This window comes from Limibacillus sp., from assembly GCA_037379885.1.
Taxonomy (GTDB): domain Bacteria; phylum Pseudomonadota; class Alphaproteobacteria; order Kiloniellales; family CECT-8803; genus JARRJC01.
In genome coordinates this window covers 1-25,119 of the sequence record JARRJC010000030.1, presented here as the reverse complement: position 1 = coordinate 25,119, position 25,119 = coordinate 1, and the positions used below count along the sequence as shown (strand labels likewise).

At 66.6% G+C, this 25,119-nt stretch carries 22 protein-coding genes; 5 read left to right on the top strand and 17 right to left on the bottom strand.

Features of this window, described 5'->3' with window-relative positions:
* Nucleotides 1–71: 71 nt before the first annotated feature.
* The 8 genes from P8X75_10300 to P8X75_10265 form a co-directional block, all read right to left on the bottom strand.
* Nucleotides 72–509, bottom strand: a complete 438-nt coding sequence (locus P8X75_10300; GenBank protein MEJ1995585.1) for a hypothetical protein — start codon at nt 507–509, stop codon at nt 72–74.
* 87 nt (nt 510–596) lie between these two features.
* Entirely contained in the window at nt 597–1,859 is a 1,263-nt protein-coding gene (locus tag P8X75_10295; GenBank protein MEJ1995584.1) for an AMP-binding protein, read from the bottom strand.
* On the bottom strand, nt 1,856–2,719 hold the full coding sequence (locus tag P8X75_10290; protein MEJ1995583.1) for an ABC transporter ATP-binding protein: 864 nt from the start codon (nt 2,717–2,719) through the stop codon (nt 1,856–1,858). The genes P8X75_10295 and P8X75_10290 overlap by 4 nt, the downstream gene beginning before the upstream one ends.
* A gap of 142 nt (nt 2,720–2,861) precedes the next feature.
* Nucleotides 2,862–4,160 carry an ABC transporter substrate-binding protein gene (locus tag P8X75_10285; protein ID MEJ1995582.1) on the bottom strand — a complete coding sequence of 433 codons (1,299 nt, stop codon included), beginning with the start codon at nt 4,158–4,160 and terminating at the stop codon, nt 2,862–2,864.
* A gap of 90 nt (nt 4,161–4,250) precedes the next feature.
* Complete coding sequence (locus P8X75_10280) at nt 4,251–5,327, bottom strand: branched-chain amino acid ABC transporter permease (GenBank protein ID MEJ1995581.1); 1,077 nt, start codon at nt 5,325–5,327, stop codon at nt 4,251–4,253.
* An 18-nt stretch (nt 5,328–5,345) separates the two neighbouring features.
* The gene (locus P8X75_10275; protein ID MEJ1995580.1) at nt 5,346–6,269 is read right to left on the bottom strand and encodes a branched-chain amino acid ABC transporter permease; all 924 of its coding nucleotides are present in this window, start codon (nt 6,267–6,269) and stop codon (nt 5,346–5,348) included.
* A gap of 33 nt (nt 6,270–6,302) precedes the next feature.
* A complete protein-coding gene (locus P8X75_10270; protein MEJ1995579.1) occupies nt 6,303–7,064 on the bottom strand; it encodes an ABC transporter ATP-binding protein in 762 nt (253 codons plus the stop codon).
* Between the two features lie 115 nt (nt 7,065–7,179).
* A complete protein-coding gene (locus P8X75_10265) occupies nt 7,180–9,132 on the bottom strand; it encodes an AMP-binding protein (protein MEJ1995578.1) in 1,953 nt (650 codons plus the stop codon).
* A 413-nt stretch (nt 9,133–9,545) separates the two neighbouring features.
* Between P8X75_10265 and P8X75_10260 the strand changes: the two genes are divergently transcribed.
* The gene (locus P8X75_10260; GenBank protein MEJ1995577.1) at nt 9,546–11,066 is read left to right on the top strand and encodes a hypothetical protein; all 1,521 of its coding nucleotides are present in this window, start codon (nt 9,546–9,548) and stop codon (nt 11,064–11,066) included.
* Between the two features lie 9 nt (nt 11,067–11,075).
* On the opposite strand, the gene P8X75_10255 is transcribed toward P8X75_10260, so the two are convergent.
* Nucleotides 11,076–11,282 carry a DUF6494 family protein gene (locus P8X75_10255; GenBank protein ID MEJ1995576.1) on the bottom strand — a complete coding sequence of 69 codons (207 nt, stop codon included), beginning with the start codon at nt 11,280–11,282 and terminating at the stop codon, nt 11,076–11,078.
* A gap of 80 nt (nt 11,283–11,362) precedes the next feature.
* Here P8X75_10255 and P8X75_10250 point away from each other — a divergent pair, with 80 nt between their 5' ends.
* Nucleotides 11,363–12,697, top strand: a complete 1,335-nt coding sequence (locus tag P8X75_10250) for a flagellar biosynthesis protein FlgA (GenBank protein MEJ1995575.1) — start codon at nt 11,363–11,365, stop codon at nt 12,695–12,697.
* Here P8X75_10250 and P8X75_10245 read toward each other — a convergent pair.
* On the bottom strand, nt 12,694–13,968 hold the full coding sequence (locus P8X75_10245; protein ID MEJ1995574.1) for a multidrug effflux MFS transporter: 1,275 nt from the start codon (nt 13,966–13,968) through the stop codon (nt 12,694–12,696). The genes P8X75_10250 and P8X75_10245 overlap by 4 nt on opposite strands.
* Before the next feature lie 92 nt (nt 13,969–14,060).
* On the opposite strand from P8X75_10245, the gene P8X75_10240 reads away from it, so the two are divergent.
* Nucleotides 14,061–14,501 (top strand): VOC family protein, encoded by a 441-nt coding sequence (locus P8X75_10240; protein MEJ1995573.1) that lies wholly within the window; start codon nt 14,061–14,063, stop codon nt 14,499–14,501.
* Nucleotides 14,502–14,524: 23 nt separating this feature from the next.
* On the opposite strand, the gene ahcY is transcribed toward P8X75_10240, so the two are convergent.
* The 7 genes from ahcY to P8X75_10205 all read right to left on the bottom strand — a co-directional run bounded on the left by ahcY (nt 14,525) and on the right by P8X75_10205 (nt 22,416).
* On the bottom strand, nt 14,525–15,820 hold the full coding sequence (gene ahcY, locus P8X75_10235; protein ID MEJ1995572.1) for an adenosylhomocysteinase: 1,296 nt from the start codon (nt 15,818–15,820) through the stop codon (nt 14,525–14,527).
* A 114-nt stretch (nt 15,821–15,934) separates the two neighbouring features.
* A complete protein-coding gene (gene ptsP, locus P8X75_10230; protein ID MEJ1995571.1) occupies nt 15,935–17,761 on the bottom strand; it encodes a phosphoenolpyruvate--protein phosphotransferase in 1,827 nt (608 codons plus the stop codon).
* On the bottom strand, nt 17,751–18,035 hold the full coding sequence (locus P8X75_10225) for an HPr family phosphocarrier protein (GenBank protein MEJ1995570.1): 285 nt from the start codon (nt 18,033–18,035) through the stop codon (nt 17,751–17,753). Before P8X75_10225 ends, ptsP begins: the two co-directional genes overlap by 11 nt.
* 14 nt (nt 18,036–18,049) lie before the next feature.
* Nucleotides 18,050–18,466: a PTS sugar transporter subunit IIA gene (locus tag P8X75_10220; protein MEJ1995569.1), complete on the bottom strand. Its 417-nt coding sequence runs from the start codon at nt 18,464–18,466 to the stop codon at nt 18,050–18,052.
* Nucleotides 18,467–18,535: 69 nt separating this feature from the next.
* Nucleotides 18,536–19,909, bottom strand: coding sequence for an RNase adapter RapZ (gene rapZ / locus P8X75_10215; protein ID MEJ1995568.1), 1,374 nt, complete (start codon nt 19,907–19,909; stop codon nt 18,536–18,538).
* A gap of 66 nt (nt 19,910–19,975) precedes the next feature.
* A complete protein-coding gene (locus tag P8X75_10210) occupies nt 19,976–21,661 on the bottom strand; it encodes a stimulus-sensing domain-containing protein (GenBank protein ID MEJ1995567.1) in 1,686 nt (561 codons plus the stop codon).
* A 53-nt stretch (nt 21,662–21,714) separates the two neighbouring features.
* A complete protein-coding gene (locus P8X75_10205; protein ID MEJ1995566.1) occupies nt 21,715–22,416 on the bottom strand; it encodes a response regulator transcription factor in 702 nt (233 codons plus the stop codon).
* Nucleotides 22,417–22,601: 185 nt separating this feature from the next.
* On the opposite strand from P8X75_10205, the gene P8X75_10200 reads away from it, so the two are divergent.
* Together P8X75_10200 and P8X75_10195 are read left to right on the top strand one after the other, a co-directional pair.
* Nucleotides 22,602–23,063 (top strand): pyridoxamine 5'-phosphate oxidase family protein, encoded by a 462-nt coding sequence (locus P8X75_10200; protein MEJ1995565.1) that lies wholly within the window; start codon nt 22,602–22,604, stop codon nt 23,061–23,063.
* Nucleotides 23,064–23,319: 256 nt separating this feature from the next.
* Nucleotides 23,320–24,921 (top strand): phosphoenolpyruvate carboxykinase, encoded by a 1,602-nt coding sequence (locus P8X75_10195; GenBank protein ID MEJ1995564.1) that lies wholly within the window; start codon nt 23,320–23,322, stop codon nt 24,919–24,921.
* Nucleotides 24,922–25,119: the final 198 nt, after the last annotated feature.

Here is a 25,119-nt window from a genome sequence, read left to right as displayed (position 1 = left end):
GTTATCAGGCGTTATACGTCACCAAGCCCACGATATGTCCCCAAGCGGGCTGAAAATCCAGGTCTGACGCCTCAGAGCGCATCCAAGAGGAAGGTCTCGACGAAGCCTTCCGGGTCCGGCGCGCCGGGCTTCTCCTCGAAGCGAAGGATGCCCTCGGAGAGGCTGATGAGCCGTGTGGAGCTGCTGACACAGAGCAGCGCGCTCACGTTCTGCGCCACCGCCACGCGGCCTTCGGGCGCCGCGCAGCGGGCTGCGACAGCCGAAAAGGCGGCGCGACAGGCGGTCAGGCGCGCGAAAGGGCTGCTCCCCGGCGTCAGGCTTTGCGGGTCGAAGGCGATGGCAAGAGGCGTTCCGCAAGCCTCCGACGCCGCCTTGCGGGCGGGCTCAAGCCGTTCTGCGACACGGGTGATGAGCTCGCGCTCCGCAGGATCGCCCGCCGACTGCGCAAGGGCGCCGGCGGATGCGAAGACAAGGGCCGCGGTGAGAGCGGCGCGCAACCTGACTGACATGAAGACCCCCCAAAGTCCCGATAGCGCCGCGCGCGGGCTTCTCGTCCCGCGTCACGGAAAATCATGACTTGAGAGTCTAACCCAGCTTTACCCGCCGCTGTAGTCTCTTTGATCGTCGATCACCTTGCCGTCGTTGGGCAGGCTTCCAGGGGCCACGATCTCGACCCGGCCCTTGAGCTTGCAGACCTCGGCGAGACTGCCGCCCAGCGCCTCGGCCAAACCGTCGGCGGCTTCAGCCTCGGCCTTCAGGGTCATGGCGTCCTGATCGCCTGCGCGGGTGACCTCCAGGCGCGCCTTGGCGACCTCGGGATGGCGCTTCAGGACCGTGTCGATCTGCTCGGGGTGGACGAACATGCCCTTGACCTTCGCGGTCTGGTCGGCGCGGCCCATCCAGCCCTTGATGCGCCGCCCGGTCCGCCCGCAGGGGCTCTCCCCCTCCAGGACCGCCGAAAGGTCGCCGGTGGCGAAGCGCACCAGCGGCGCCGCCTTGGAGAAGACGGAGACCACGACCTCGCCGACCTCGCCGTCGGGAACCGGGTCGCCGGTGCCGGGACGTAGGATCTCCAGGATCACCTCCTCCTCCACCAGCATGCCGGGGCAAAGCTCGCCCTCCCGGCTCAGGCTCTCATAGGCGATCAGCCCGCAGTCGGCGGTCGCGTAGCACTGCAGGGTGGTCACCCCGCGTTCCGCATAGGCGTCGCGCAGTTGCGGAAAGAGCGCGCCGCCGGAGACCAAAGCGTGCTTCACGCTGGAGACGTCGAGCGAGAGCTCGTCTGCCTTTTCCAGAATGACCTTCAGGAAGTCGGGCGTGCCGGCGTAGCCCTCGGGCCGGAACTGCGCCATGGCCTGGGCCTGCTGCTCGCTGTTGCCGACGCCGCCGGGAAAGACCGCGCAGCCCAGCGCGCGGGCGCCGGCATCCATGATCCAGCCGCCCGGCGTCAGGTGATAGGAAAAGCAGTTGTGGATCAGCTGGCCCGGCCTGAAACCGGCCGCGTGGAAGGCCCGCGCCGTGCGCCAGTAGTCCGGCTCGTCGGCCTCCAGCTCGTAGATCGGGCCGGGCGAGGTGAAGACCCGGCGCGCCTGGGTCGCATCCAGCGCCGCCAGCCCGCCGAAGGGCGGCTGCTCTTTCTGGAGCGCGATGAGATCGTGCTTGCGGGTGACCGGCAGGGCGGCCAGCGCCTCCAGGTCCGTGACGGCCTTCGCCTCCACGCCCTCGAGATGCTTGGCGTAGAAGGCCGAGGCCTCCTTGGCGTGGGCGATCAGCCCCGGCAGCCGGGAGCCCTGCTCCTCGCGGCGCTCGGCATCGCTGCGGGTCTCGCGGTCGTCGAAATAGAAGCTCGCATCGCTCATGACAGCCAGCGCTTGCGCCTTTTGTAGTGCTTGACGTCGCGGTAGGAACGGCGGCCCTCGGTGGAGAGGCCCAGGTAGAACTCCTTCACGTCCTCGTTCTCGCGCAGCGCGGCGGCCTCGCCGTCCATCACCACGCGGCCGGACTCCAGGATGTAGCCGTAGTGCGCGAAGCGCAGCGCGACGTTGGTGTTCTGCTCGGCCAGCAGGAAGGAGACGCCCTCGCGCTCGTTCAGGTCCTTCACGATCTCGAAGATTTCCTCGACCAACTGCGGGGCGAGGCCCATGGAGGGCTCGTCGAGCAGGATGGTCTCCGGCCGGGACATGAGCGCGCGCCCGATGGCGCACATCTGCTGCTCGCCGCCCGAGGTGTAGCCCGCCTGGCTGCCGCGCCGTTCCTTCAGGCGCGGGAAGTAGCTGTAGACCATCTCCAGGTCGCGCTTCACGGCCGCCGATCCGTCAGAGCGGGTGTAGGCGCCGGTCATCAGGTTCTCCTCGATGGTCAGGTGCTCGAAGCAGTGGCGGCCCTCCATCACCTGGATCACGCCGCGCTTGACCAAATCGGAGGGCGAGAGGCCGTCGATCCTTTCTCCCCGGTACTCGATCGAGCCCTTGGTGACCTCGCCGCGCTCCGAGCGCAGCAGGTTGGAGATGGCCTTCAAGGTGGTGGTCTTGCCCGCGCCGTTGCCGCCCAAAAGCGCGGTGATGCCGCCCTTGGGCACCGCCATGCTGACGCCCTTCAACACCAGGATCACGTGGTTGTAGATCACCTCGATGTTGTTGACGGCGATCAGGGTCTCTCCCTTGCCGGCGTCGGCCTTGGCGTCCGTTGCTTGTTTCGCCTCAGCGGTGGTCTCCGCCATGTCCTGCTCCGCCTCCCATGCGGGTTGCTTAGTCGCGGTCGGTTAAAAAGGGTTCAATCAAAAGTCATCAAATCGGAAAAGCGCGGATGGGGGCCGCCGGTCCTTGCCGGAACGACGGCCCCCGAACGCTAGCGCCCGCGGATCAGTTACATTCGCGCGGGGTGATGTTGGCCTCCGCGGCGTAGGCCGCCGCATCCTCTTCGATCAGCGCGTCGACCACTTCGCGGTCGGCGGAGACGAAGTCGGTGATCAGCGACCAGGTGCCGGTATCGGCGTCCCACTGCTGGATCGCGCCGAGGCCCGGTCCGCCGTGGTTCTCGCAAGTCACCTTCACCGGAACGGTGAAGCCGGGCAGACCCAACTCGGTCAGGCGCGCCTCGTCCACGTCGAGAGCTTCGTAGCCGTCACGCACCTGTGCGGGGGAGACGTCCATGGTGCCATGGATCTTCATGGCCGTGCGGATCGCCTCGGAAGCCCACATGGCCGCGACCATGCCGCGGCTGTAGAGCACCTCGCCCACGTGGCTGCCGTCACCGGCGGCCAGACCGGCGTCGATCACGTGCTTCTGGAGGTCGTCGTAGACGGGGAAGTCCTTGCCCGAGGCGTGGAAGGCGACGGCCTTGTAGCCGTCGGCGTCCTGGCCCGCGGGGGCCACGTCATTCTCGGAACCGGACCACCAGACGCCCACGAAGTGATCCATGGGGAAGCGGATGGAGGCGGCCTCCTTGATGGCGACCTGGTTCATCACGCCCCAGCCCCACATCATCACCCAGTCGGGACGCTCGCGGCGGACCTGCAGCCAGGTGGCCTTCTGCTCCTGACCGGGATGGTCGACCGGCAGCAGCAGCAGTTCATAGCCGTGCTTCTTGGCCAGTTCCTCCAGCGTGCGGATCGGCTCCTTGCCGTAGGCGGAGTTGTGGTAGACCAGCGCGATCTTCTTGCCGGAGACGTCCCCGCCTTCCTCGTCGATGATGTGCTTCACGATGATGGAAGCCGCATCCCAGTAGGTGCCGGGGAAGTTGAAGACGTAGGGGAAGATCTTGCCGTTGGCCGCCGAGGTGCGCCCGTAACCCATGGAGTGGATCGGGATCATGTCCTCGGTCGCCTTGGGGATCAGCTGATAGGTGATGCCCGTGGACAGCGGCTGGTAGACCAGGGAGCCCTGGCCCTTGGTGTTCTCGTAGCACTCGACGCCCTGCTGGGTGTTATAGGCCGTCTCGCACTCCACCAAGTTGATCTTCTGGCCCTCGATGCCGCCGTCGCGCTGGTTGAGCAGCGTGAAGTAGTCGGCGTAGCCATCGGCGAAGGGGATGCCGTTGGGGGCATAGGGGCCCGTGCGGTAGGCCAGCGAGGGGACGGTCAGGTCCGCGCTCGCCGGGGCGGCCAGCAGCGGAGCCGCGATCACGGCGGCCGCAACGGCCAGGGTCAATTTCTTGAACATTCTCGGAAGTACCTCCCTTTCGGTTCTTTTGGATGACGTCATTTCAGCATGTTTGCCTGCTTTGTTGTAGGGCCGCCTCGAACATCCCTCCTAGTGGGGGAAGGGCCAGAGGCGGAGCTTTTCCTTCGTGATCGCCCAGAGCCGCGCCAGGCCGTGCGGCTCCACGATCAGGAAGAAGATGATGAGCGCGCCGACGATGGTGATCTCGACATGCTTGGCGACCGCGATGTCGACGCCGAAGCCGCCGACCATCAGATTCTTCAGGAAGATCGGCATCAGCACCATGAAGGCCGCGCCCAGGAAAGAGCCCAGCATGGAGCCCAGCCCGCCGATGATGATCATGAAGAGCACCAGGAAGGACTGGTTGATGCCGAAGGCCTCGGTCGGCTCCGCCGCGCCGAACCAGACCGCGAAATAAAGCGCGCCCGCGACACCGACGTAGAAGGAGGAGATCGCGAAGGCGGAAAGCTTCGCCTTCAGGGGCGAGACGCCGATGATCTCCGCTGCGATGTCCATGTCGCGGATCGCCATCCAGGAACGCCCGATGCGCCCGCGCAGCAGGTTCTTCGCCGCAAAGCCCATGACCACCAGTATGCCCAGGCAGAAAAGGTAGGTCGCCGCAGGCGTCACGCCCGATCCGGTGACGGAATAACCGAAGATGGAACGCTCGGGCGCGGTGATCTGGCCGGTGGCCGAGTAGTTGTAGAACCAGGGCACCTTGTTGAAGAGCCAGACCAGGAAGAACTGCGCGGCCAGGGTCGCGACCGCCAGATAGAAGCCCTTGATGCGCAGCGACGGCAGACCGAAGAGCACGCCGACCGCCGCCGTGACGCCGCCCGAGAGCAGCACGCAGAACAGGATGTTGAGCTCCGGGAAGGCCGTCATGAGCTTGTAGCAGGCATAGGAGCCCACCGCCATGAAGCCGCCGGTGCCCAGCGATACCTGTCCGCAGTAGCCGGTCAGGATGTTGAGCCCGATCGCCGCCAGGGCGTAGATCAGGAAGGGCAGGAAAATGGAGTTGGCCCAGTAGTCGTCGATGAAGAAGGGCACGACCAGAAAGGCAACGGCCAGCAAGGCCCAGAAGGCGACCCGGTCCTGCAGCACCGGAAAGATCTGCTGGTCACGGGCGTAGCTGGTTTTGAAATCGCCGGTCTCGCGGTAAAGCACTGTCTTCTCCCCCGCCCGTTACACGCGCTCGATGATCTTCTCGCCGAACAGCCCCTGGGGCCTGAACAGCAGGAAGAACAGCGCCAGCACATAGGCGAACCAGTTCTCGATCGCCGAGAAGATGGTCGGGTCCGCGCCCATGAGCCAATTCAGGAAGTCGCCCAGATAGATCTCGGCGATCTTTTCCCCGACACCGATGATGAGGCCGCCGACGATGGCGCCGGGTATCGAGGTGAAGCCGCCCAGGATCAGCACCGGCAGCGCCTTCAGCGCTATCAGCGAGAGCGAGAACTGCACACCGGACTTGGAGCCCCACATGATCCCCGCGACCAGCGCCACGAAGCCCGCGATGGACCAGACGATGACCCAGATGGTGCGCAGCGAGATGCCGACCGACAGCGCCGCCTGGTGATCGTCCGCCACCGCGCGGAGCGCGCGGCCGATGCGGGTGTACTGGGAGAAAAGCGTCAGGGCCAGCACCAGGACACCGGCCGTCACCGCCGCCGCCACCTCCAGCTTCTCCACGTAGAGATTGAAGGAGTCGAGCATCCAGTCCGAGGCGCCGTTGGGCAGCCCGACGTCGAGGATCTTCACGTCGGACCCCCACATCAGGTCGCCGACGCCCTCCAGCACATAGGCCAGGCCGATGGTGGCCATGAAGAGGATGATCGGCTCCTGATTGACCAGATGGCGCAGCACGAAGCGTTCGATCAGGATCGCGACCACGATCATGACGGCCAGCGTCAGCGGGATCGCGACCCAGGCGGAGACGCCCAGCTTCTCCATGATCCCCGTCAGCGTCAGCGCCGCGAAAAGCGCCAGGACGCCCTGGGCGTAGTTGAAGATGCCCGAGGCCTTGAAGATCAGCACGAAACCCAGCGCGACCAGGGAGTACATCACCCCGGCCATCAGGCCGGAGATCACGGTTTCCAGGAAGAACATGAACTCGATTGGCACGGCCTTTTCCCTCTCCCCCTAGTCGTGCGAAACGCCGAGATAGGCGTCGATCACGGCCTGATTGCCGCGCACCTCGTCAGGGGTGCCGTCGCCGATCTTCTTGCCGTAGTCGAGCACGACCACGCGGTCGGAGATGTCCATCACCACGCCCATGTCGTGCTCGATGAGGGCGATGGTCGTGCCGAACTCCTCGTTCACGTCGAGGATGAAGCGGCACATGTCCTCCTTCTCCTCCACGTTCATGCCGGCCATGGGCTCGTCGAGCAGGAGCAGCTGGGGTTCGGCGGCCAGGGCGCGGCCCAACTCCACCCGCTTCTGCAGGCCGTAGGGCAGGCTGCCGACCGGTTTCTTGCGGATGTGCTGGATCTCCAGGAAGTCGATGATGCGCTCAACGAAGGCGCGGTTCTCCACCTCCTCGCGCTGCGCGGGTCCGTACCAGAGGGACTGCGCCAGCAGGTTGCTCTTCATGCGCGTCAGGCGGCCGGTCATGATGTTGTCCAGCGTCGACATGCCTTTGAAGAGCGCGATGTTCTGGAAGGTGCGCGCGATGCCCTGCTTGGCGATCTGGTGCGGCTTCATGGGCTTGCGCTTCTCGCCCTTGAAGTAGATCTCGCCTTCCTGCGGGTGATAGAAGCCGTTGATCACGTTCAGCATCGAGGACTTGCCGGCGCCGTTGGGGCCGATGATCGCGCGGATCTCCCCCTCGCGGATATCGAAGGAGATGTCCTTGATCGCGACCACGCCGCCGAAGCGCAGCGTGATGTTGCGCGCCTCCAGCATGACCTCTCCCACCCTATGGGGTTTCAGGCCATGCTCTTCCTCCAGCTTGGCGTAGGTCTGGTCGTCCTCTGCGGCCTCGGCGGCCGGATGGTTGCTCATGCTTTCTCCCCCGCTCTCACGCCGCCTTGCTTTCGCCGCCCGCCGGGAAGGTCTTGGCGTCGCGGATCTGCAAGGTTGCGGAGATCTTGCCCTTACGGCCGTCCTCGTAGGTCACTTCGGTCTCGGCGAAGACGGATTCGGAACCGTCGTAGAGCGCCTGGATCAAAGGCTGGTAGCGGTCGGAAATCACGGTACGCCGGACTTTCCGGGTGCGCGTGATCTCGCCGTCGTCGGCGTCCAGTTCCTTGTGCAGCACCAGGAAGCGCCGCACCTGGCAGGCCGCGAGAAAGGGATCCTCGGCGATGGAGCGGTTCGCCTCCTCCACGTGGCCCAGGATCATCTCGTAGACCTTGGGGTGCTGCGCCAACTCCTGATAGGAGGCGTAGGAGACGTTGTTGCGCTCCGCCCAGCTTCCCACCGCGCCCAGGTCGATGTTGATGAAGGCGGTCACGTAGTCGCGCTCGTGCCCGAAGGCCACGGCCTCCAGGATGTTGGGGAAGAACTTCAGCTTGTTCTCCACGTACTTCGGCGCGAAGAGCGAGCCGTCGTTCAGCTTGCCGACGTCCTTGGCGCGGTCGATGATCCGCAGGTGGCCGCTGTCCTCCTCGAAGAAACCGGCGTCGCCGGTATGGACCCATCCGTCCGGCGTCTTGGTTTCCGAGGTCGCCTCGGGGTTCTTGTAGTACTCGATGAAGACGCCGGGCGAGCGGTACATGACCTCGCCGTTCTCCGCGATCTTCACCTCCACCCCGGGGCTCGGCACGCCCACCGAATCGGCCCGCACCTCGCCATCGGGCTGCTGGGTGATGAAGACGCTGGCTTCGGTCTGGCCGTAGAGCTGCTTCAGGTTGATGCCGAGCGAGCGGTAGAACTGGAAGATCTCCGGCCCGATCGCCTCGCCCGCCGTGTAACCGACGCGCACCTTGCTCATGCCCAAGGTGTTCTTGAGCGGGCCGTAAATCAAGATCTCGCCCAGCTTGTAGAGCAGACGGTCGCCCAAGGAGACCGGCTTGCCGTCCAGGATGTCGCCGCCGACCCGCTCGGCATGCTTGATGAAGTAGTGGAACAGGCGGTGCTTGATCTTGCCCGCGTCCTCCATCCGGATCATCACTGTGGTCAGCAGGTTCTCGAAGATGCGCGGCGGGGCGAAGAAGAAGCTGGGGCCGATCTCCTTCAGGTCGGACATCATGGTCTCCGGGCTTTCCGGGCAGGCGACGCTGAAGCCGCAGACATAGGCCTGACCCATGGAGAAGATGAAGTCGCCGACCCAGGCCATGGGCAGATAGGCGAGCGTCTCGTCCTTGGCCGTCAGGCCGTCGAACTCCGCCGAGGCCCTGGCCGTGCTCAGCACGTTCTCGTTGGAGAGGATCACGCCCTTGGGCCGCCCCGTCGTGCCGGAGGTGTAGAGGATGATGCAGATGTCGTCGGGACCGCCCTTGTCGATCTCGGCGTCCAGGGCGGCCAGGGTTTCCGAGGCCGCGCGGCCCCGGTCCTGCACGTCCTTCAACTGGTGGAGGTGGCTGTGGTCGTAGTTCCGGAGCCCGCGCGCGTCGTCGTAGACGATTTCCTGAAGGCTCGGCACCCGCTCCTTGATGGAGAGCAGCTTGTCGACCTGTTCCTGGTTCTCGACCACGGCGAAGCGCACCTCGGCATGGTCCAGGACGTACTGCATCTCCTCGGCCACCGAATCCTGATAGACCGGCACCGGCACCGCGCCGATGCAGTGGGCCGCGACCATGGACCAGTAGAGCTGGGGCCGGTTGTCACCGACGATGGCGAGACGCTCGCCCCGCTTGAGCCCCAGATCGGCGAGGCCCGCCGCAAGCGCTCTCACCTCCCGGTCGACCTCTTTCCAGGTCCAGGACTGCCAGATTCCGTATTCCTTCTCGCGTGAGGCCGGGCGGTCGCCGTAGAGCGTGGCGTTGCGCCGCAAGAGCTTGGGAAAGCTGTCCAAACGGTCGTCGGCCATGGGCGTTCGCGTTGCCTCCCTAAAGGCGGTCCGGAGACCTCGACGCGGGGGCGCGCCGGTCCAGACTCAAAGCGTTCTTCATTTTGCTGCGGGAAGCTCTGGCGTCGCTATGCACGAAACCGCTCCGCGGAACTTCCTTCCACGAAGCCGGCGATCAGCGCCGTTTGACCCTCCCGATTCAACACGGCAGGTTCAAATCCCGCCGCAATTCATTGACCTTAGTTCGTAAAGCCTTCCTCAGAAGGCGTCAAGCAAGCTGAGGGGTGGGCCGGCTTCTCATGCAGGAAAACGCCTCAAACAACGCCCGGTCACATGTTCGGGAGACGCAGCCGCCGTAATGGTCTGTTCACCGGGCCTGTGTAATACTTCGTCTCATAGAAAAGATTCTGACTGAGGTTGAAGCGATGTCCCGGATGTTCCCTGTCGTGCAGGCGGCCCTTCTCGGCTGCCTTCTGGTTTTCGCCCTCCCGCAGAGGGGCATGGCGCAGGCCTCGCCTGACGGCGCGGAGGCGCTGAAATCCGAGTTGCAGGGCATCCTGGACCTCTACAACGCCGTGGCGGCGCCGGAGTACGGCGGCGATATCTACTTCGTCGACGAGATCGCCGTGACGCCCGCGGACGATCGCTACGAGGTGCTGCTGCGCAACCTGCGCGTCGCCTTCGCCAGCGAGGAGGAATCCTTCGGTCTGGCCATGGGCGACGTCTCGCTCGACATGGCCCCGCTCGGCGATCAGCGCTATGCGGTCAGCGGCCTGGGGCCGCTCACGCCCTTCACGGTCTACGGCGACAGCGGACAGGCCGAAGGCCAGGTGACCTTCGAGGCGCCGCGCCTGGAAGGCGTGCTCTCGACCCGCTTCATGAACTTCCTGCAACTCGACGCGGGCGCCGAGGCCATGGAGGTGACGCCGCTTCAGGAACCGGGCCTGCTGCGCAGCGGTGCGATCAACATGCTTGTCGCGACCCAGGAGCCCTCCCCGGGGGTCTTCGATCAGGAAGCCTCGAGCGAGTTCCTGGACATCACCTTCCGCGAGGGCGGCTCGGAGCTGATGCGCATCGACCGGGTCTTCGCGACCTCCAGCGCCAAGGGCATCGACGCCGCGGCCACCCTTGAGTTGATGGAGCAGCTCTCGACCGGTGAACTGGTCAAGGAGTACTTCGATATCGGCAGCATCATGGCGGTCCTGCCGGGCTTCGGCGATTCGCGCTTTCAGATGGACGGGCTGTCCTTCGCGTCGGACGACGGCACCCTGATCTCCCTCGGCCAGGTGATCTTCGCGGGCGGCTACGAGGGCGGCGACGGCCCCCTCTCCTCGGGACATTTCGAGCTGTCCTTCCTGGACATCGGGGCCAGCGGTCCGGGGCTGGGCGCCCAGGGTCTCGACCCGCGCCTCATCCCGACCCACTTCTCCCTGAAGGCCAGCATGGACAAGCTGCCCAACGACGACATCCTGGACTTCCTGTCGCACTTCGCGAACACCGCGGCCCTCGCCGATGCGGAGGAAGCGCCGGACCTGGACCCCGAGGCCACCATGATGCTGGCCGACGACCTGGTGAACAGCCTGGCCGCGAGCGGCTCCACCTTCACCATTGACGAACTCTCCTTTGCCAACAAGGTGAGCGCACTGGCCGGCACCGGCCGCTTCCGCGCGAACCCCCAGGCAGCCTTCAAGACCGACGGCTTCTTCCGCATGCAGGTCGCCGGGATGAGCAACCTGCAAGCCATGGCGCAGGAGATGGCGGCCAGCCAGAACCCGGAGGTGCGCCAGAACGGCCAGGGCCTTCTGGGCATGCTGGGGCTGATGATGATCTACGCGCAGGGGCCGGAGGCGCCGGAGCCGACGGTCCAAGGCGCGCTGGCCTACGACTTCAAGCTGCTGCCCAACGGCTCCCTCACCATCAACGGCACCCCGCTGCTGCCGCCCGCCCAGCAGTAGCGGTTATCTCTACTTGATCGAGAGGTTGCCGTCGATTTCGTGGTCAAGGCCCAGGCCCTCGATGGAGATGACGGCCTTAACCTTGACCTGGTCGCCGGACTTAACCGCGCCGCTTTCGACGCCGGCGCGCACGGCCTGCTCGATCTCCCGCTGGGAGGTGACGCCGACGGTCTTCAGGAACTTGCGCAGTTCCATGTTGAAGTTGTCTTCATCCATTTTTGGGTTCCTTTCGCCTTGGTCTCTGTGGGAGCGTTGGCTGTCTCCTTACCTGTGATGTGGCGATTAAGGAAGCAAGAATGAACCTACACAGACTCCTCCAGGATCGGCGGGACGCCTGCAATCCGATCCGTGTCGTCCTGATCGGCGCGGGGAAGTTCGGCTCCATGTTCCTGTCTCAAGCCCGCGTGACGCCGGGCATCCATCTGCTGGCCCTGGCCGACCTGTCGCCTGAGCGCGCGAAGAAGGCGCTAGTCACCACCGGCTGGGAGGAGCAGCAGAGCACCGCCGGCAGCCTCTCCGAAGCGGAGGCCAAGGGAGCCACCTTCATAACCGACGATGCCGCCGCCGCCATCGCCTTTGGCGCGACCGAGGTGGTGATCGACGCAACCGGGAGCCCGGCAGCGGGCGTCGCCCACGCCCTGCTCTGCTCCGAGCAGGGAAAACACATCGTCATGGTGAACGTGGAAGCCGACGTGCTGGCCGGCCCCCTGCTGGCCGAGCGTTGCCGACAGGCTGGCGTGGTCTATTCCATGGCCTACGGCGATCAACCGGCCCTGATCTGCGAGATGGTGGACTGGGCGCGGGCCTGCGGGTTCGAGATCGTGGCCGCGGGCAAGGGCACCAAGTACCTGCCCGCCTTCCACGAATCCACACCCGATACCGTCTGGGGCCACTTCGGCATGACGCCCGAGCGGGCCGCGGAAGGCGGTATGAACCCACAGATGTTCAATTCCTTCCTGGACGGCACCAAGTCGGGTATCGAGATGGCGGCGGTGGCCAACGCGACCGGCCTGACGCCGCCGGACGAGGGGCTTTCCTTCCCGCCCTGCGGCGTCGACGACCTGCCGTTCATCCTGCGGCCCAAGGCGGAAGGCGGACGGCTTCAGCACAAGGGGCAGGTCGAGGTCATCTCCAGCGTCGAGCGCGACGGGCGCCCGGTCTTCCGGGACCTGCGCTGGGGCGTCTACACGGTTTTCGAGGCGCCCTCCGACTACGCCGCGCGCTGCTTTGCCGAATACGGCCTCGACACCGATCCCAGCGGCCGCTACGCCTCCATGTACAAGCCCTTCCACCTGATCGGGCTGGAGCTGGGAATCTCCGTCGCCAGCGCCGCGCTGCGCGGGGAGCCGACCGGGACCACCCGCGCCTGGAGCGGGGACGTGGCGGCGGTCGCCAAGCGCGACCTGGCCGTGGGCGAGACCCTGGACGGCGAAGGCGGCTTCACCGTCTGGGGCAAGCTGCTGCCCGCCGCGCGCAGCCGTGACGTGGGCGCGCTGCCCATCGGCCTTGCCCACAAGCTGACGCTGACCCGGCCGGTCGCAAAGGGCGGGGTCGTCACCTGGGCGGATGTCGCCGTGAACGAGGAGAGTCAGGCCATGGCCGTGCGGCGGGAGATGGAGGCGCGCTTCTAGAGGCCGCCGGCGCGCTGCTGAAGGTCGGCATGGCGCTCGGCTTCACGCCGCACCTCTTCCTTGGGCAACAGCCAGAGCCGCACCGCGAGCGCCGCCGCGCCGGAGAGGAACATGACCGCCCACATGGCCTGGGCCGTGCCGTCGGCGAGCTGGCCGACCAGAACGCCGGAGAGAGCGGCCGTCATCATCTGCAAGAACCCCAGCAGCGCCGAGGCGGAACCCGCCATGCGCGGAAAGGGCCCGATGGCCGAGGCGAAGGCGTTGGGCAGCACCATGCCCATGCCGACCATGAAGGGGAAGATCGGCGCCAGGATCGCCCAAAGCTGCAAGACCCCGGAAAAGGCGAGCAGCGCGCCCGCCAGGCCGGACAGGCAGGTCAGCAGCGTGCCGATCAGGATCAGGCGGTCGCCGCCCAGCCTGCGGCTGGCCTTGCCGGAGAAGAAAGCGCCGCTCATGAAGCCGAGAACGAAGACCAGGAAGCAGAACCCGAAGTAGGCCGGATCGATCTCCAGGACCTCGATGATCACGAAGCTGGCCCCGGAGATGAAGGCGAAGAGCCCGGCGAAACTGGCCGCGTTGATCCCGCAGTAGCTAATGAAGATGCGGTTGGAGAGCAGCGCGCGGTAGTTGGCCAACAGGCGGCCCGGGCGCGTGGCGTTCGGGTCTTTCCAGCGGTTGCTTTCCTTCAGCACCGCGACCACCAGCGTCAGGGCAAAACCGCCATAGAGAAGCATGGCGGCGAAGCTGGAGCGCCAGCCGACGACCACCTCCAGCACTCCGCCGATCATGGGACCGATGGCGGGCGCCACGGCCATGGCGGTGGCGATATAGGACATGATGCGCCCCGCGTCCTCCCGGCCGTAGACGTCGCGCACGATGGCGCGGCCCACGACCGGCCCGACGCAAGCGCCCAGCGCCTGCAGCACCCGGCCCGCGATCAGCGCTTCGATGGAACTGGCCAGCGCGCAGAAAAGACTGGCCGCGATGTAGAGCAGCAGCCCGCCGATCAGGACCGGACGCCGCCCGAAACGGTCGGAGAGCGGCCCGTGCACGAGCTGCGCGATGGCGATGCCGAAGACGAAGGCGGAGAGGGTGAGCTGCGCCTGCCCGGCGCTGGCCATCAGGTCGACGCGCATGGAGGGCAGCGAGGGCAGGTAGAGGTCCGTGGAGACGGGCCCCATCGCCACCAGACCGGTCAGGATCGCCGCCAGATAGGGCGCCTGGCCGGGCAGGGACTCCGGCTTCTTCTGAGGGTCGGCGGCGCTTGTCACCTCGCGCGTGCTCCTATTGGTTCTTTACCTGGGGCCGCCACAGGACCGATGCTGGCCGCGACGGATGAACCCGAGATGCGAAGAGTCCTCCCATGACCGAGAAGACCAAAGACTTTCCCTCCGCGCCGGACTTCGGCCGCTCCCTGAAAGGGGTCGGCCTCAATCTACTGGTCCCCGACGTGCTGCGCGAGGTCGAGTTCCTGCGCGGCGTCCTCGGCGTGGCGGTCCTGACGTCCGACCGGGACTTCGCGGTTCTCTCCCACGCCGGACAGGTCTGGATGCTGCACGGCGACCAAACCTATGGCGAACATCCGCTTCTGGAGCTTACCGGAGACGGCGCGCTCAGGGGCGTCGGCCTGGAGATCAGGCTCTACGATCTGGATCCCGAGGCCTGCCAGCAACGCGCCGAGGCCGGGGGCTACACGGTTCTGGCCCCTTGCGCCCACAAGCCCCACGGGCTCTACGAGTGTTATCTCGTCTCGCCTGCGGGCTACGTCTACGTGCCCGGCGTCGCGTCCCACGAACTGGGTTGAGACGCCTCCGCGGCGGACAGCCGTCAGTAGCGATACTGGTCGCTCTTGAAGGGACCGGACACCTCGACGCCGATGTAGTCGGCCTGCTCCTGGGTCAGCTTGGTCAGCTTGGCGCCGACCTTCTCCAGATGCAGGGCCGCCACCTTCTCGTCCAGATGACGCGGCAGGACATAGACCTTGTTCTCGTATTCGCCGTGGTTGTTCCAGAGCTCGATCTGCGCCAGCACCTGGTTGGTGAAGGAGGCGCTCATCACGAAGCTCGGGTGGCCGGTGGCGTTGCCCAGGTTGACCAGACGGCCCTCCGACAGCAGCACGATGCGGTGGCCGTCGGGGAACTCGATCTCGTCCACCTGCGGCTTCACGTTGTCCCACTTCATGTTGCGCAGGGCGTCGACCTGAATCTCGTTGTCGAAGTGGCCGATGTTGCAGACGATCGCGCGGTCCTTCATCTGGCGCATGTGGTCCAGCGTGATGATGTCGCTGTTGCCGGTGGCGGAGACGAAGATGTCGCCCTTGCTGGCGACGTCGTTCATGGTCACGACCTCGTAGCCCTCCATCGCGGCCTGAAGCGCGCAGATGGGGTCGACCTCGGTGACCATCACGCGGCAACCGGCCTGACGCAGCGACTGGGCCGAGCCCTTGCCGACGTCGCCGTAGCCGTTCACCACGGCGACCTTGCCGGCCATCATGACGTCGGTGCCGCGGCGGATCGCGTCCACCAGGCTCTCACGGCAGCCGTAGACGTTGTCGAACTTCGACTTGGTGACGGAGTCGTTGACGTTGATCGCCGGCATCTTGAGCGTGCCCTTCTTGGCCATCTCGTAGAGCCGGTGCACGCCGGTCGTGGTCTCTTCCGAGACGCCGCGAATCTCCTCCATCAGCTGCGGGTGCTTGTCGTGCACCAGCAGGGTCAGGTCGCCGCCGTCGTCCAGCAGCATGTTGGGCTTCCAGCCGCCCGGGCCCGACAGGGTCTGCTCGATGCACCACCAGTACTCCTCCTCCGTCTCGCCCTTCCAGGCGAAGACCGGCACGCCGGAGGCGGCGATGGCGGCGGCGGCATGGTCCTGGGTGGAGAAGATGTTGCAGGAGGACCAGCGCACTTCGGCGCCCAGCGCGACCAGGGTTTCGATCAGCACGGCGGTCTGGATGGTCATGTGCAGGCAGCCGGTGATGCGCGCGCCGGCGAGCGGCTTCTTCGCGCCATACTCCTCGCGCAGGGCCATCAGGCCCGGCATCTCGACTTCGGCCATGGCGATTTCCTTGCGGCCCCAATCGGCAAGCGAGATGTCCTTGACCTTGTAGTCGTTCGAATCAGTCATGGCCGGGCAACCTTTTAGTTGTAACAGTGATTGTCTGGGATGAAGCCAAAAGGCTTAGACCGGGGAGATAGCAGCAAGCCCCCGCGAGGGCAAGGGCAAGCCCTTCCGTCAGGCTCAGGCGCTGCTTCTCGCGGCGTCTCTTAGAGCCGGTTTCGACCCGCATTCGTCGAGGAGAGCAGAAATCGATTCGCTGTCCGCGCACTGCATGACCGCCCGCGCGCAGCGCTCCGACGAAGCCATGTCCAGCTCCCGGATCCGGTTCTTGACCCTGGGAAGCGCGGTGGAGGCCATGGAAAGCTCCCGCACGCCCAGGCCGATCAGAAGCGGAGTGTAGCGCGGATCGCCCGCCATCTCGCCGCAGATCGAAACCGGTATCCCGGCGCGCTGTCCGGCGCCGATGGCGAACTGAATGAGCCGCAGCACGGCGGGGTGCAACGGGTTGTAGAGGTGCGCCAGCCGCTCGTCGCCACGGTCGATGGCGAGCGTATAGCTGGTCAGGTCGTTGGTGCCGAGCGCGAAGAAATCGCTGACCTCGGCCAGGGCGTCCGCGGCCAGGGCCGCGCCCGGCACCTCGATCATGATGCCCAGCGGCGGCAGGCGGTCCGGCAGGCGGCGGCCCTCGGCGCGCAGCTGCGCGGCCACGCGCTCCATGATCAGGCGCACGGCCTGCACCTCTTCCAGGGCGGAGATCATCGGCAGCAGGATGCGCAGCGGCCCATGCGCGCTGGCCCGCAGGATGGCGGCGAGTTGACGTTCCAGCAGTTCCGGCTCGCGCAGGCCGAGACGCACGGCTCTCAGGCCCAGCGCCGGGTTGACGCTCTCACCGTGGCGCTCCGCGATGGAGGCGGCCAGCTTCTCGCCGCCCACGTCCAGCGTGCGCACCGTGACCGGCCGCCCGGCCATGCCTTCGATGATCTCGACCAGACCGCGGTACTGCTCCTCCTCGTCGGGCAGGTCCTCGCGGTTCATGAACAGGAACTCCGTGCGCAGCAGGCCGACGCCCTCGGCCCCGGCCATCACCGCCTGACCGATCTCGCGCGGCAGCTCCAGGTTCGAATGCAGCGTGATGCGCACCTCGTCGCGGGTCACCGCCGGCAGGTCGCGCAGCTTGGAAAGCTCCACTGCTTCGGCCTTGAAGGCCTCGCGCTTCAGCTCGTACTCGCGCAGCCGCGCCTCGCTCGGGTTGACGATCACCAGGCCGCGCGAGCCGTCCACGATCACCTGCGCGCCGCCCCGGGCCACCTGCAACAGGCCGTCGCAGCCCAGAACGGCGGGCAAACCGAGCGAGCGGGCCATGATCGCCGTGTGCCCCTCGGTGCCGCCGATCAGTCCGGCGAACCCGGCGATCCGCTTGGGATCCATGAGCGCGGTGTCCGCGGGCGTAATCTCCTCGGCCAGCACGATGGTGCCGGGCTGTAGATCGCCAAAGCCGACGAAGGCCCCCTCGTCGGTCAGATTGCGCAGGATGCGGTCACCCACCTCCCGCACCTCCTGCGCGCGGGACTTGAGGTAGGGGTCGTCGATCGATTCGAACTGCTCGGCCAGCGCCTCGATCTCCTGCCAGACCGCCGCCTCTGCGTTCAGGCCCTGCTGCTCGATCCGCTGGGTCACGCCGCGCAGAAGCCGGGCCGAGTCGAGCATCTGCATGTGCGCGTCCAGCAGGTAGCCCAGCTCCTCGGCCGCGACGCTGCCGTGCAGGTCGGCGGACTTGATCCGCAGTTTCTGAAGCTGACGCCGCCCGCTGGTGACCGCCATCTGGAAGCGGGCCGCCTCCTCTCCGCGCTCCTCGACAGGCACCTCGCGCTCGGAGAAGGAGAGCGCGCCGCGCTCGCGCAGATGCGCCGGGCCGATCGCCACACCGGGAGAGACGGCCAGCCCCTCGAAGACGATCTCTTCGCCGGGCGGCGGCGTGCGCGCCGATTTTTTCGGGTCAGTCTTCATTGAACCGGTCCAGGATCAGCTTGGTCAGCGCCTCCAGCGCGGCCTCCGCGTCGGAACCCTCGCCCCTCAGTTCGATCTCCGTGCCGGGGGCGGCGGCCAGCATCATCAGGCCCATGATCGACCCGCCGGGCACTTCGGTGTCGTCCTTCACCACGGTGATGTCGGCCTGGTAACTGCCGGCGACCTTGACGAACTTCGCAGCCGCGCGGGCGTGCAGACCGCGCTGGTTGCAGATCGTCACCTTCCGGCTGAGTTCCTTGGCCGCTTCGCTCATGTCCCTTGCCCGCCTCAAACCTTGGCGCGCTTGGCGCTGGACATAAGCTGGGAGGCGACATGGATGTACTTGCGGCCCGCCTCCTGCGCTTCCAGAACGGCGGTGGAGAGGTCCTTGTCGCGGCGCAACTCGGCCAGCTTTATCAAGAGCGGCAGGTTGACGCCGGCGACCACCTCGATCCGCCCGGCCTCCATCACCGAAATGGCGAGGTTGGAGGGCGTGCCGCCGAACATGTCGGTCAGGATCACCACGCCCTTTCCAGTGTCCACCTTGTCGCAGGCGGCGAGGATCTCGCGGCGGCGCGCCTCCATGTCGTCCTCGGGCCCGATGCAGACGGCGGCGACGCCGGCCTGCTCGCCCACCACGTGCTCCATGGCGTCCATGAATTCATCGGCCAGGCGGCCATGGGTTACCAATACGATCCCGATCATGGCGTTTTTTCTCTTGTCCCTCTTCGCGAAGCGGCTCGCGCCGTCTCCAGTCACAAAATCCCGTCCGTTCTACGCCCGTTGGGCCGGCGGTTCCAGGGTGCGCGCTTCACCTTCGCCCCCCGGCAGGTCCCGGTGACCCAAGGTGACGCTGCGACCTTGAGTCAAAAGCCATTGGGCCAGCCTCTCGGCGATCGCAACCGACCGATGACGCCCGCCCGTGCAGCCAATGGCAAGCGTTAGATAGCTCTTTCCCTCCGCTTCGTAGCGCGGCAACAGGGGCCCGAGCAAGGAAGTCAGACGTTGGTAGAAGTCGTCGAACCCCGGATCGGCCTCGACATAGCGCGCCACGGCCATGTCCAGGCCGGTCAGCGGGCGCAGCTCCGCCTGATAGTGCGGATTGCGCAGGAAACGCACGTCGAACACCAGATCGGCCTCGCGCGGCAAGCCCTTGCGGTAGGAAAAGGAGGTCACGAAAAGGCTCAAGCCCGAGGTCTTCTCCAGGCCCAGGTGCCCGGAAAGAACGCGGCCCAGCTCGCTGGTGTGCAGGTGGCTCGTGTCGATGTGGATGCCCGCGCGCTGTCGCAAGGGGGCCAGCAGCGCGCGCTCGGCGGCGATCCCGTCGGCCAGGGGCCGGTCGGTCGCCATGGGATGGCGGCGGCGCGTCTCGGTGAAGCGGCGCACCAGCACCTCGTCCTCGCAGTCCAGGTAGACCAGCCGCAGGTCGTAGCCCGGATTGGCGAGCAGGGCGTCGAGCGTCTCCAGGAAGGCCTGGGTCGCAAAGCCGCGGGTGCGCGTGTCGGTGCCGATGGCCAGCGGCCGGCCCCGCTCCTCGTCCTTCAGGACCCGCTTCAAGAGGCGCAGCGGCAGGTTGTCGATGGCCTCGAAGCCCTGGTCCTCCAGAATGCGCAGCGCCGTCGAGTGGCCGGCGCCGGAAAGCCCCGTCACCAGAACCACCAGCGGCGCCTCGGCGCTGGAGCGCTGCTCGGAGAAAGACTCGATCACGCCATGACGCGGCAAGCCCTCCAAGGCCAGACGCAGCTTCAAGGGCGCGGAGGCGGCGAAGGGGTCGAGCGCGATGCGCGGCAGTTCCACCCCGCCCAAGCTCTCGCTCTGCGGATCGGGCAGGCGCTCCACCGCGCCGGAGCCGACCAGATCGACGATCAATTCCAGGGTCGTCTCGCTCAAGGAGGGCACGCGCCGGATGCCGACGCCCCGGACCTCGAGCTTGCCCGCGATGCTGTCGGGCGAGCGCGCGATCAGCCGGCCGTCCGTTTCGCTCAGAAGGGTCTGGTCGTCGGCGACCAGCCTGGCGCCCTCCTCGATCAGGCGCAGGGCGAGGTCCGACTTGCCGGAGCCCGAGGGACCACGCAGCAAGAGCCCGCGCCCCTCAAGGGCGAGGCAGGTCGCGTGAACCAGCGTTTCCGCTTTGGGCGTCTCCGGCAAGGGCAGCTTCCCTCTCCCCCGCGCCTTGCTCAGGGTGGCGCGCTTTGACCCATTTAGCCCGCAAGCTTACTCCAGCGGCAAGCGAACGACAAAGCGCGCGCCGGAGATCTTCCCGTCTTCGCCGACACGGTTCTGCGCCCAGAGCCGCCCGCCGTGGGCCTCCACGATCTGCTTGGAGATCGAGAGGCCGAGGCCGGAATGAGTGCCGAACTTCTCGCCGCTGGGCCGTTCGCTATAGAAACGGTCGAAGATCGCCTCCAGCTTGCCTTCGGGGATGCCCGGCCCCTGGTCGTCGACGATGACCCGGGCCGAGCCGCCGTCGCTTTCCAGGCTGAGCGTGACCCGTCCGCCCGGCGGGCTGAAGGAGATGGCGTTGGTGATGAGGTTGCGGATCACCTGGCCCAGTCGGCCTTCGATGCCCAGGACCATCAGGGGCTTATCGCCCTCCGGCACGTGAATGTCGAAGCTGGGCCATTCCGGCTTCTCGCTGGCGGCGTAGGAATCGAAGACCGCGCGCAGCAGGCGGCGCAGGTCGACCGGCTCGGTCTCCGCGCGGCTCAACTCGGCGTCCAGGCGCGAGGCGTTGGAGATATCGCTGATCAAGCGGTCAAGCCGCTGCACGTCGTCCAGGATGATCCCCATGAGGCGCTTCTGCTGGGCGGGGTCCTCGACCAGCGTCACGGTCTCCACCGCGCTGCGGACCGAGGTCAGGGGGTTCTTGATCTCGTGGGAGACGTCGGCGGCGAAGCGCTCGATGGCGTCCATTCGGTTCCAGAGCGCCTCGGTCATCTCGCGCAGCGCGCCGGAGAGGTCGCCGATCTCATCGCGCCGGTGCGAAAGGTCGGGCAGCGCCACCTGCCGGTTCTTCGAGCGCCGCACCTGATCGGCGGCCTCGGCGAGGCGGCGAATCGGGCGGGCGATGGTGCCGGTCAGATAGGCCGAGAGCAGCACCGTGACCGCCAGCGCCACGGCGAAGACCACCAGGATGTCGCCGCGGCGGTCGCGCACGGCGGCCTCGACCTCCTCCCCGTCCTTGGAGAGCATCAACGCGGCCAGCACCTGGCGGTAGCGTTGCAGCGGCACGGCGACGGAGATCACCAGACCGCCGCTGCCGTCGCGCCGGGCCACGGCGTTGCTGGCGCCGTTCAGCGCCCGCTCGACCTCGGCGTAGTCGCTCGCCTCCTGTCCCTGGCGCTCCCGGTAGAGCGGCAGGTCGGCGGCGACGGAGAAGGTCAGCAGGATGCGGTCGTAGAGGCGGCTGAGCCAGAGGCGCAGGCCCTCCTCACCGCCCGGCGGCGGCAGTTCCTCCACCTCGATCCCGCCGACCACGCCGGAAAAGCGGGAGGAGTCGGCGACCAGAGCCCCGTTCTGCACGAAGATGCGGGCGCGCACCTTGGAATCGCCGAGCAGCAGGCGGGTGATGCGGGCTGCCTGTTCGCCCACCAGTCGCTGCTCGCCGTTGGTCGCGACCACCACGGCGCCCCCGGCAAGGGCGAAGGCGTAGGCGCGGGCCTGGGTGGAGAGCGACTGCATCTCCGCCTCGATCAGGCCGTCGCGGTAGTCCTCAAGGTGCAGCAGGCCGAGAATCGGGATCAGCAGCACGAGGGTGTTCAACAGCAGGATGCGGCGGCCGAGCGGTGAGCGCCAGCGCGCGCGGTCCAGGCGCTTGCGGCGGGCGCGCGCGCTCTTTTCAACCTCGCTTTCGCTGTCCCGGCCCTCGAAGGCCTGATGGCTGTCGCTTCCGGCTACCATGATCCCCCAAAAAACGCCGAACCGCAGGGCCGCCGTGGCGGCGGCCCGCAGGCTCAGCTTTCCTTATAGCGGTAACCGACGCCGTAGAGGGTCTCGATCTGCTGGAAATCGTCGTCGATCGCCTTGAACTTCTTGCGCAGGCGCTTGATGTGGCTGTCGATCGTGCGGTCGTCCACATAGATCGACTCGCCGTAGGCGGCATCCATGAGCTGATCGCGGTTCTTGACGTGTCCGGGCCGTTGGGCCAGCGCCTTCAGGATCAGGAACTCCGTGACCGTGAGGTTCACCGGCTCACCCTTCCAGGTGCAGAGGTGGCGGCTGGGGTCGAGCATCAGGTCGCCGCGCGTCACCGGCTTGTCGGCCTCGCTGGTTCCCGGACCTTCGCCCGAGAGCCGTTCGCGGCGCAGCAGCGCGCGGATGCGCTCGATCAGGAGTCGTTGGGAGAAGGGCTTGGTGATGTAGTCGTCCGCACCCATGCGCAGGCCCAGGACCTCGTCCACTTCATCGTCCTTGGACGTCAGGAAGATCACCGGAAGCTGCGAGGATTCGCGCAGGCGGCCAAGAAGCTCCATGCCGTCCATGCGCGGCATCTTGATGTCGAGCACGGCCAGATCGACGGGGTTCGCGGAGAGGCCGCGCAAGGCCTCCGACCCGTCGTTATAGGTGCGCACCTTGTAGCCTTCCGCCTCCAGCGCCATGGTGACGGAGGTCAGAATGTTGCGGTCGTCGTCGACCAAGGCGATCGTGGCTTGCATGACCTTGTTTCGCTCCTCGCCCAATCTTCGCCCCGCTTGCAGCCGGGCAGGTTTTATGTGGTGATTCCCAGCAGTTGCTGCAAAGTCCCGCTCAGAATAGCAGGTCCCTTCTCTCGCCGCACTGTGGCGCGAATGGGGCGCTGCCAAGGTGATTGAGGGGCGCCCTTGGAGGAGGAATCGAGGCCATGAGCGAACCAACACCGGCCGAGGAGGTCCGCCGCCTTCTCGACGAAACGGACGAGGCGGCGTTGGCGACCCGGTTGGTGAGCGAACCGGACGGTCCGCCCTATGTCTCCCTGGTGCTGCTGGGCCGCGACGCGCGGCCCGGTCCTTTGCTTCTGATCTCCCAGTTGGCCGATCACACCAAGAACCTCTCGGCGGACCCGGCAGCCTCGCTCCTGCTGCGCTCTGACGCGGCGGGCGACCCTCTGGCCCAGGCGCGGGTCACGCTTCTGGGGCGCGCGCTCCGCGAGCCGGCGGAACGGCGCGAAGCCAACAAGGCGGCCTTTCTGGAGCGCCACCCCTCGGCGGCGCTCTATGCCGACTTCGGCGATTTCGCTTTCTGGCGTTTCGAAACCGAAAAGGCCCATCTGGTCGCCGGATTCGGCCGCATCCACTGGCTGGAGAGGGCCGAACTCGGCTTCTGAACAGCCGTCCGCTTCCTGAATCCAGGGTTCTCCCCGTTTAATTTCCCGATTCGGGCTTTCGGTTCTTGCCAAGGCGAAAGCCGAGGGGGCATAACCTTCTTCACCCTGACCGGCAAAGTCCGGCCCGCGGGGAAAGAAAAAAGAGGAGCGGCGTCCCTTTAAGGAGACCCCTCCCGCCAAAGGGAAGAAGCCAAAGGGCAGAGGAACGAAACCCCAGGAAGTTCGAAGGAGACCCCTCAGCGTGAGCACCCAGGACATCGGCAGCGTCATCAGCCGTCACGGCTTGGCCAATCACGGGCTACGCCACTATCACACCGCCTATTGGAACCTGCACAGCGCGCAGCTTATCCAGACCGCGATCAAGCGCGGCGAGGGCGAGCTTGCGCGCGGCGGCGCCTTCGTCGCCCTGACCGGCGACCAGACGGGGCGCTCGCCCAACGACAAGTTCATCGTGGAGGAGCCGGCGACGCGCGACTCGATCTGGTGGGGCAAGGTCAACGTGGCGACCACGGACGAGTCCTACCGCCGCCTCTACGGCAAGGTGACCGCCTACCTGCAGGACCGCGACCTCTTCGTGCAGGACCTCTTCGCCGGGGCCGATCCGGAATACCGCCTGAAGGTGCGCGTGGTCTCCGAAAACGCCTGGCACGCGCTCTTCGCGCGCAACATGTTCATCGAGCCGGGCCACGACCAGCTTGCGGACTTCGCGCCGGACTTCACCGTGCTGCACGCCCCGCACCTGGAGGCCGACCCCGAGACGGACGGCACCAACTCCTCCACCTTCATCGTGGTGAACTTCTCTGAGCGCACCATCCTGATCGGCGGCACGCGCTATGCCGGCGAGATCAAGAAGTCCATCTTCTCGATCCTCAACTACCTGCTGCCCGAGCGCGACGTGCTGCCGATGCACTGCTCGGCCAACATCGGGGAGGCTGGCGACACCGCGATCTTCTTCGGGCTCTCCGGGACCGGCAAGACCACGCTATCCGCCGACCCGCACCGCCGCCTGATCGGCGACGACGAGCACGGCTGGTCCGACAAGGGCGTCTTCAACTTCGAGGGCGGCTGCTACGCCAAGGTGATCCGCCTGTCCCAGGAGGCCGAGCCGGAGATCTACGCCACCACCAGCCGCTTCGGCACGATCCTGGAGAACGTGGTGATGGACCCGCTGACCGGCGGGCTCGACCTGGATGACGCGCGCTACACGGAGAACACGCGCGCCTCCTACCCCATCGACTTCATTCCCAACATCGCGCCCGGCGGCCAGGGCAACCAGCCGCAGAACATCGTCATGCTGACCGCCGATGCCTTCGGCGTTCTGCCGCCGATCTCCAAACTGACGCCCGAACAGGCCATGTACCACTTCCTGTCCGGCTACACCGCGCGCGTCGCCGGGACCGAGCGGGGCCTGGGCAGCGAGCCGCAGGCGACCTTCTCAACCTGTTTCGGCGCGCCCTTCATGCCGCGCCACCCCAGCGTCTACGCGAAGATGCTGGGCGAGAAGATGGCCAAGACCGGGGCCAACTGCTGGCTGGTCAACACCGGCTGGTCGGGCGGCGCCTATGGCGTGGGCGAACGCATGAAGATCCGCCACACCCGCGCCATGCTGAAGGCCGCGCTGGAAGGACAGCTCTCCGCCGTCGCCTCCAATACCCATCCGGCCTTCGGGCTGCTGGTCCCCAGCAACTGCCCGGACGTACCCGACGAGGTGCTGGACCCGCGCCAGACCTGGGCCGACAAGAAGGCCTACGACCAGACCAGCCGCGAGCTCTCACGCCGCTTCGAAGACAACTTCAAGCAGTTCGAGTCCCACGTCAGCGAGGACGTCAAGGCCGCGGGCATCTACGCGGCGGCCTAAGGGGGCGCAAACCGCCCATCCTTCTGGACGCGGGCGAGAACGCCCGCTCCTCAGGATGAGGAAGCGGCGGCGGAACCGGGGGATCAGCGACAGCACAACACCCCCCTCATCCTGAGGAGGCCGCGAACGCGGCCGTCTCGAAGGATGGGCGGCGCTTGGCCTCCAGCCCTTCACCTCCTCAGCCCCTCAGTGCGCGTC

Excerpts from the sequence above, each read along its gene's own strand:
- P8X75_10300 (MEJ1995585.1), bottom strand. The coding sequence starts at position 509 with ATGTCAGTCAGGTTGCGCGCCGCTCTCACCGCGGCCCTTGTCTTCGCA.
- P8X75_10295 (MEJ1995584.1), bottom strand. The coding sequence starts at position 1,859 with ATGAGCGATGCGAGCTTCTATTTCGACGACCGCGAGACCCGCAGCGAT.
- P8X75_10290 (MEJ1995583.1), bottom strand. The coding sequence starts at position 2,719 with ATGGCGGAGACCACCGCTGAGGCGAAACAAGCAACGGACGCCAAGGCC.
- P8X75_10285 (MEJ1995582.1), bottom strand. The coding sequence starts at position 4,160 with ATGTTCAAGAAATTGACCCTGGCCGTTGCGGCCGCCGTGATCGCGGCT.
- P8X75_10275 (MEJ1995580.1), bottom strand. The coding sequence starts at position 6,269 with ATGTTCTTCCTGGAAACCGTGATCTCCGGCCTGATGGCCGGGGTGATG.
- P8X75_10270 (MEJ1995579.1), bottom strand. The coding sequence starts at position 7,064 with ATGCTGGAGGCGCGCAACATCACGCTGCGCTTCGGCGGCGTGGTCGCG.
- P8X75_10265 (MEJ1995578.1), bottom strand. The coding sequence starts at position 9,132 with ATGGCCGACGACCGTTTGGACAGCTTTCCCAAGCTCTTGCGGCGCAAC.
- P8X75_10260 (MEJ1995577.1), top strand. The coding sequence starts at position 9,546 with ATGTTCCCTGTCGTGCAGGCGGCCCTTCTCGGCTGCCTTCTGGTTTTC.
- P8X75_10255 (MEJ1995576.1), bottom strand. The coding sequence starts at position 11,282 with ATGGATGAAGACAACTTCAACATGGAACTGCGCAAGTTCCTGAAGACC.
- P8X75_10250 (MEJ1995575.1), top strand. The coding sequence starts at position 11,363 with ATGAACCTACACAGACTCCTCCAGGATCGGCGGGACGCCTGCAATCCG.
- P8X75_10240 (MEJ1995573.1), top strand. The coding sequence starts at position 14,061 with ATGACCGAGAAGACCAAAGACTTTCCCTCCGCGCCGGACTTCGGCCGC.
- ahcY (MEJ1995572.1), bottom strand. The coding sequence starts at position 15,820 with ATGACTGATTCGAACGACTACAAGGTCAAGGACATCTCGCTTGCCGAT.
- ptsP (MEJ1995571.1), bottom strand. The coding sequence starts at position 17,761 with ATGAAGACTGACCCGAAAAAATCGGCGCGCACGCCGCCGCCCGGCGAA.
- P8X75_10225 (MEJ1995570.1), bottom strand. The coding sequence starts at position 18,035 with ATGAGCGAAGCGGCCAAGGAACTCAGCCGGAAGGTGACGATCTGCAAC.
- P8X75_10220 (MEJ1995569.1), bottom strand. The coding sequence starts at position 18,466 with ATGATCGGGATCGTATTGGTAACCCATGGCCGCCTGGCCGATGAATTC.
- P8X75_10210 (MEJ1995567.1), bottom strand. The coding sequence starts at position 21,661 with ATGGTAGCCGGAAGCGACAGCCATCAGGCCTTCGAGGGCCGGGACAGC.
- P8X75_10205 (MEJ1995566.1), bottom strand. The coding sequence starts at position 22,416 with ATGCAAGCCACGATCGCCTTGGTCGACGACGACCGCAACATTCTGACC.
- P8X75_10200 (MEJ1995565.1), top strand. The coding sequence starts at position 22,602 with ATGAGCGAACCAACACCGGCCGAGGAGGTCCGCCGCCTTCTCGACGAA.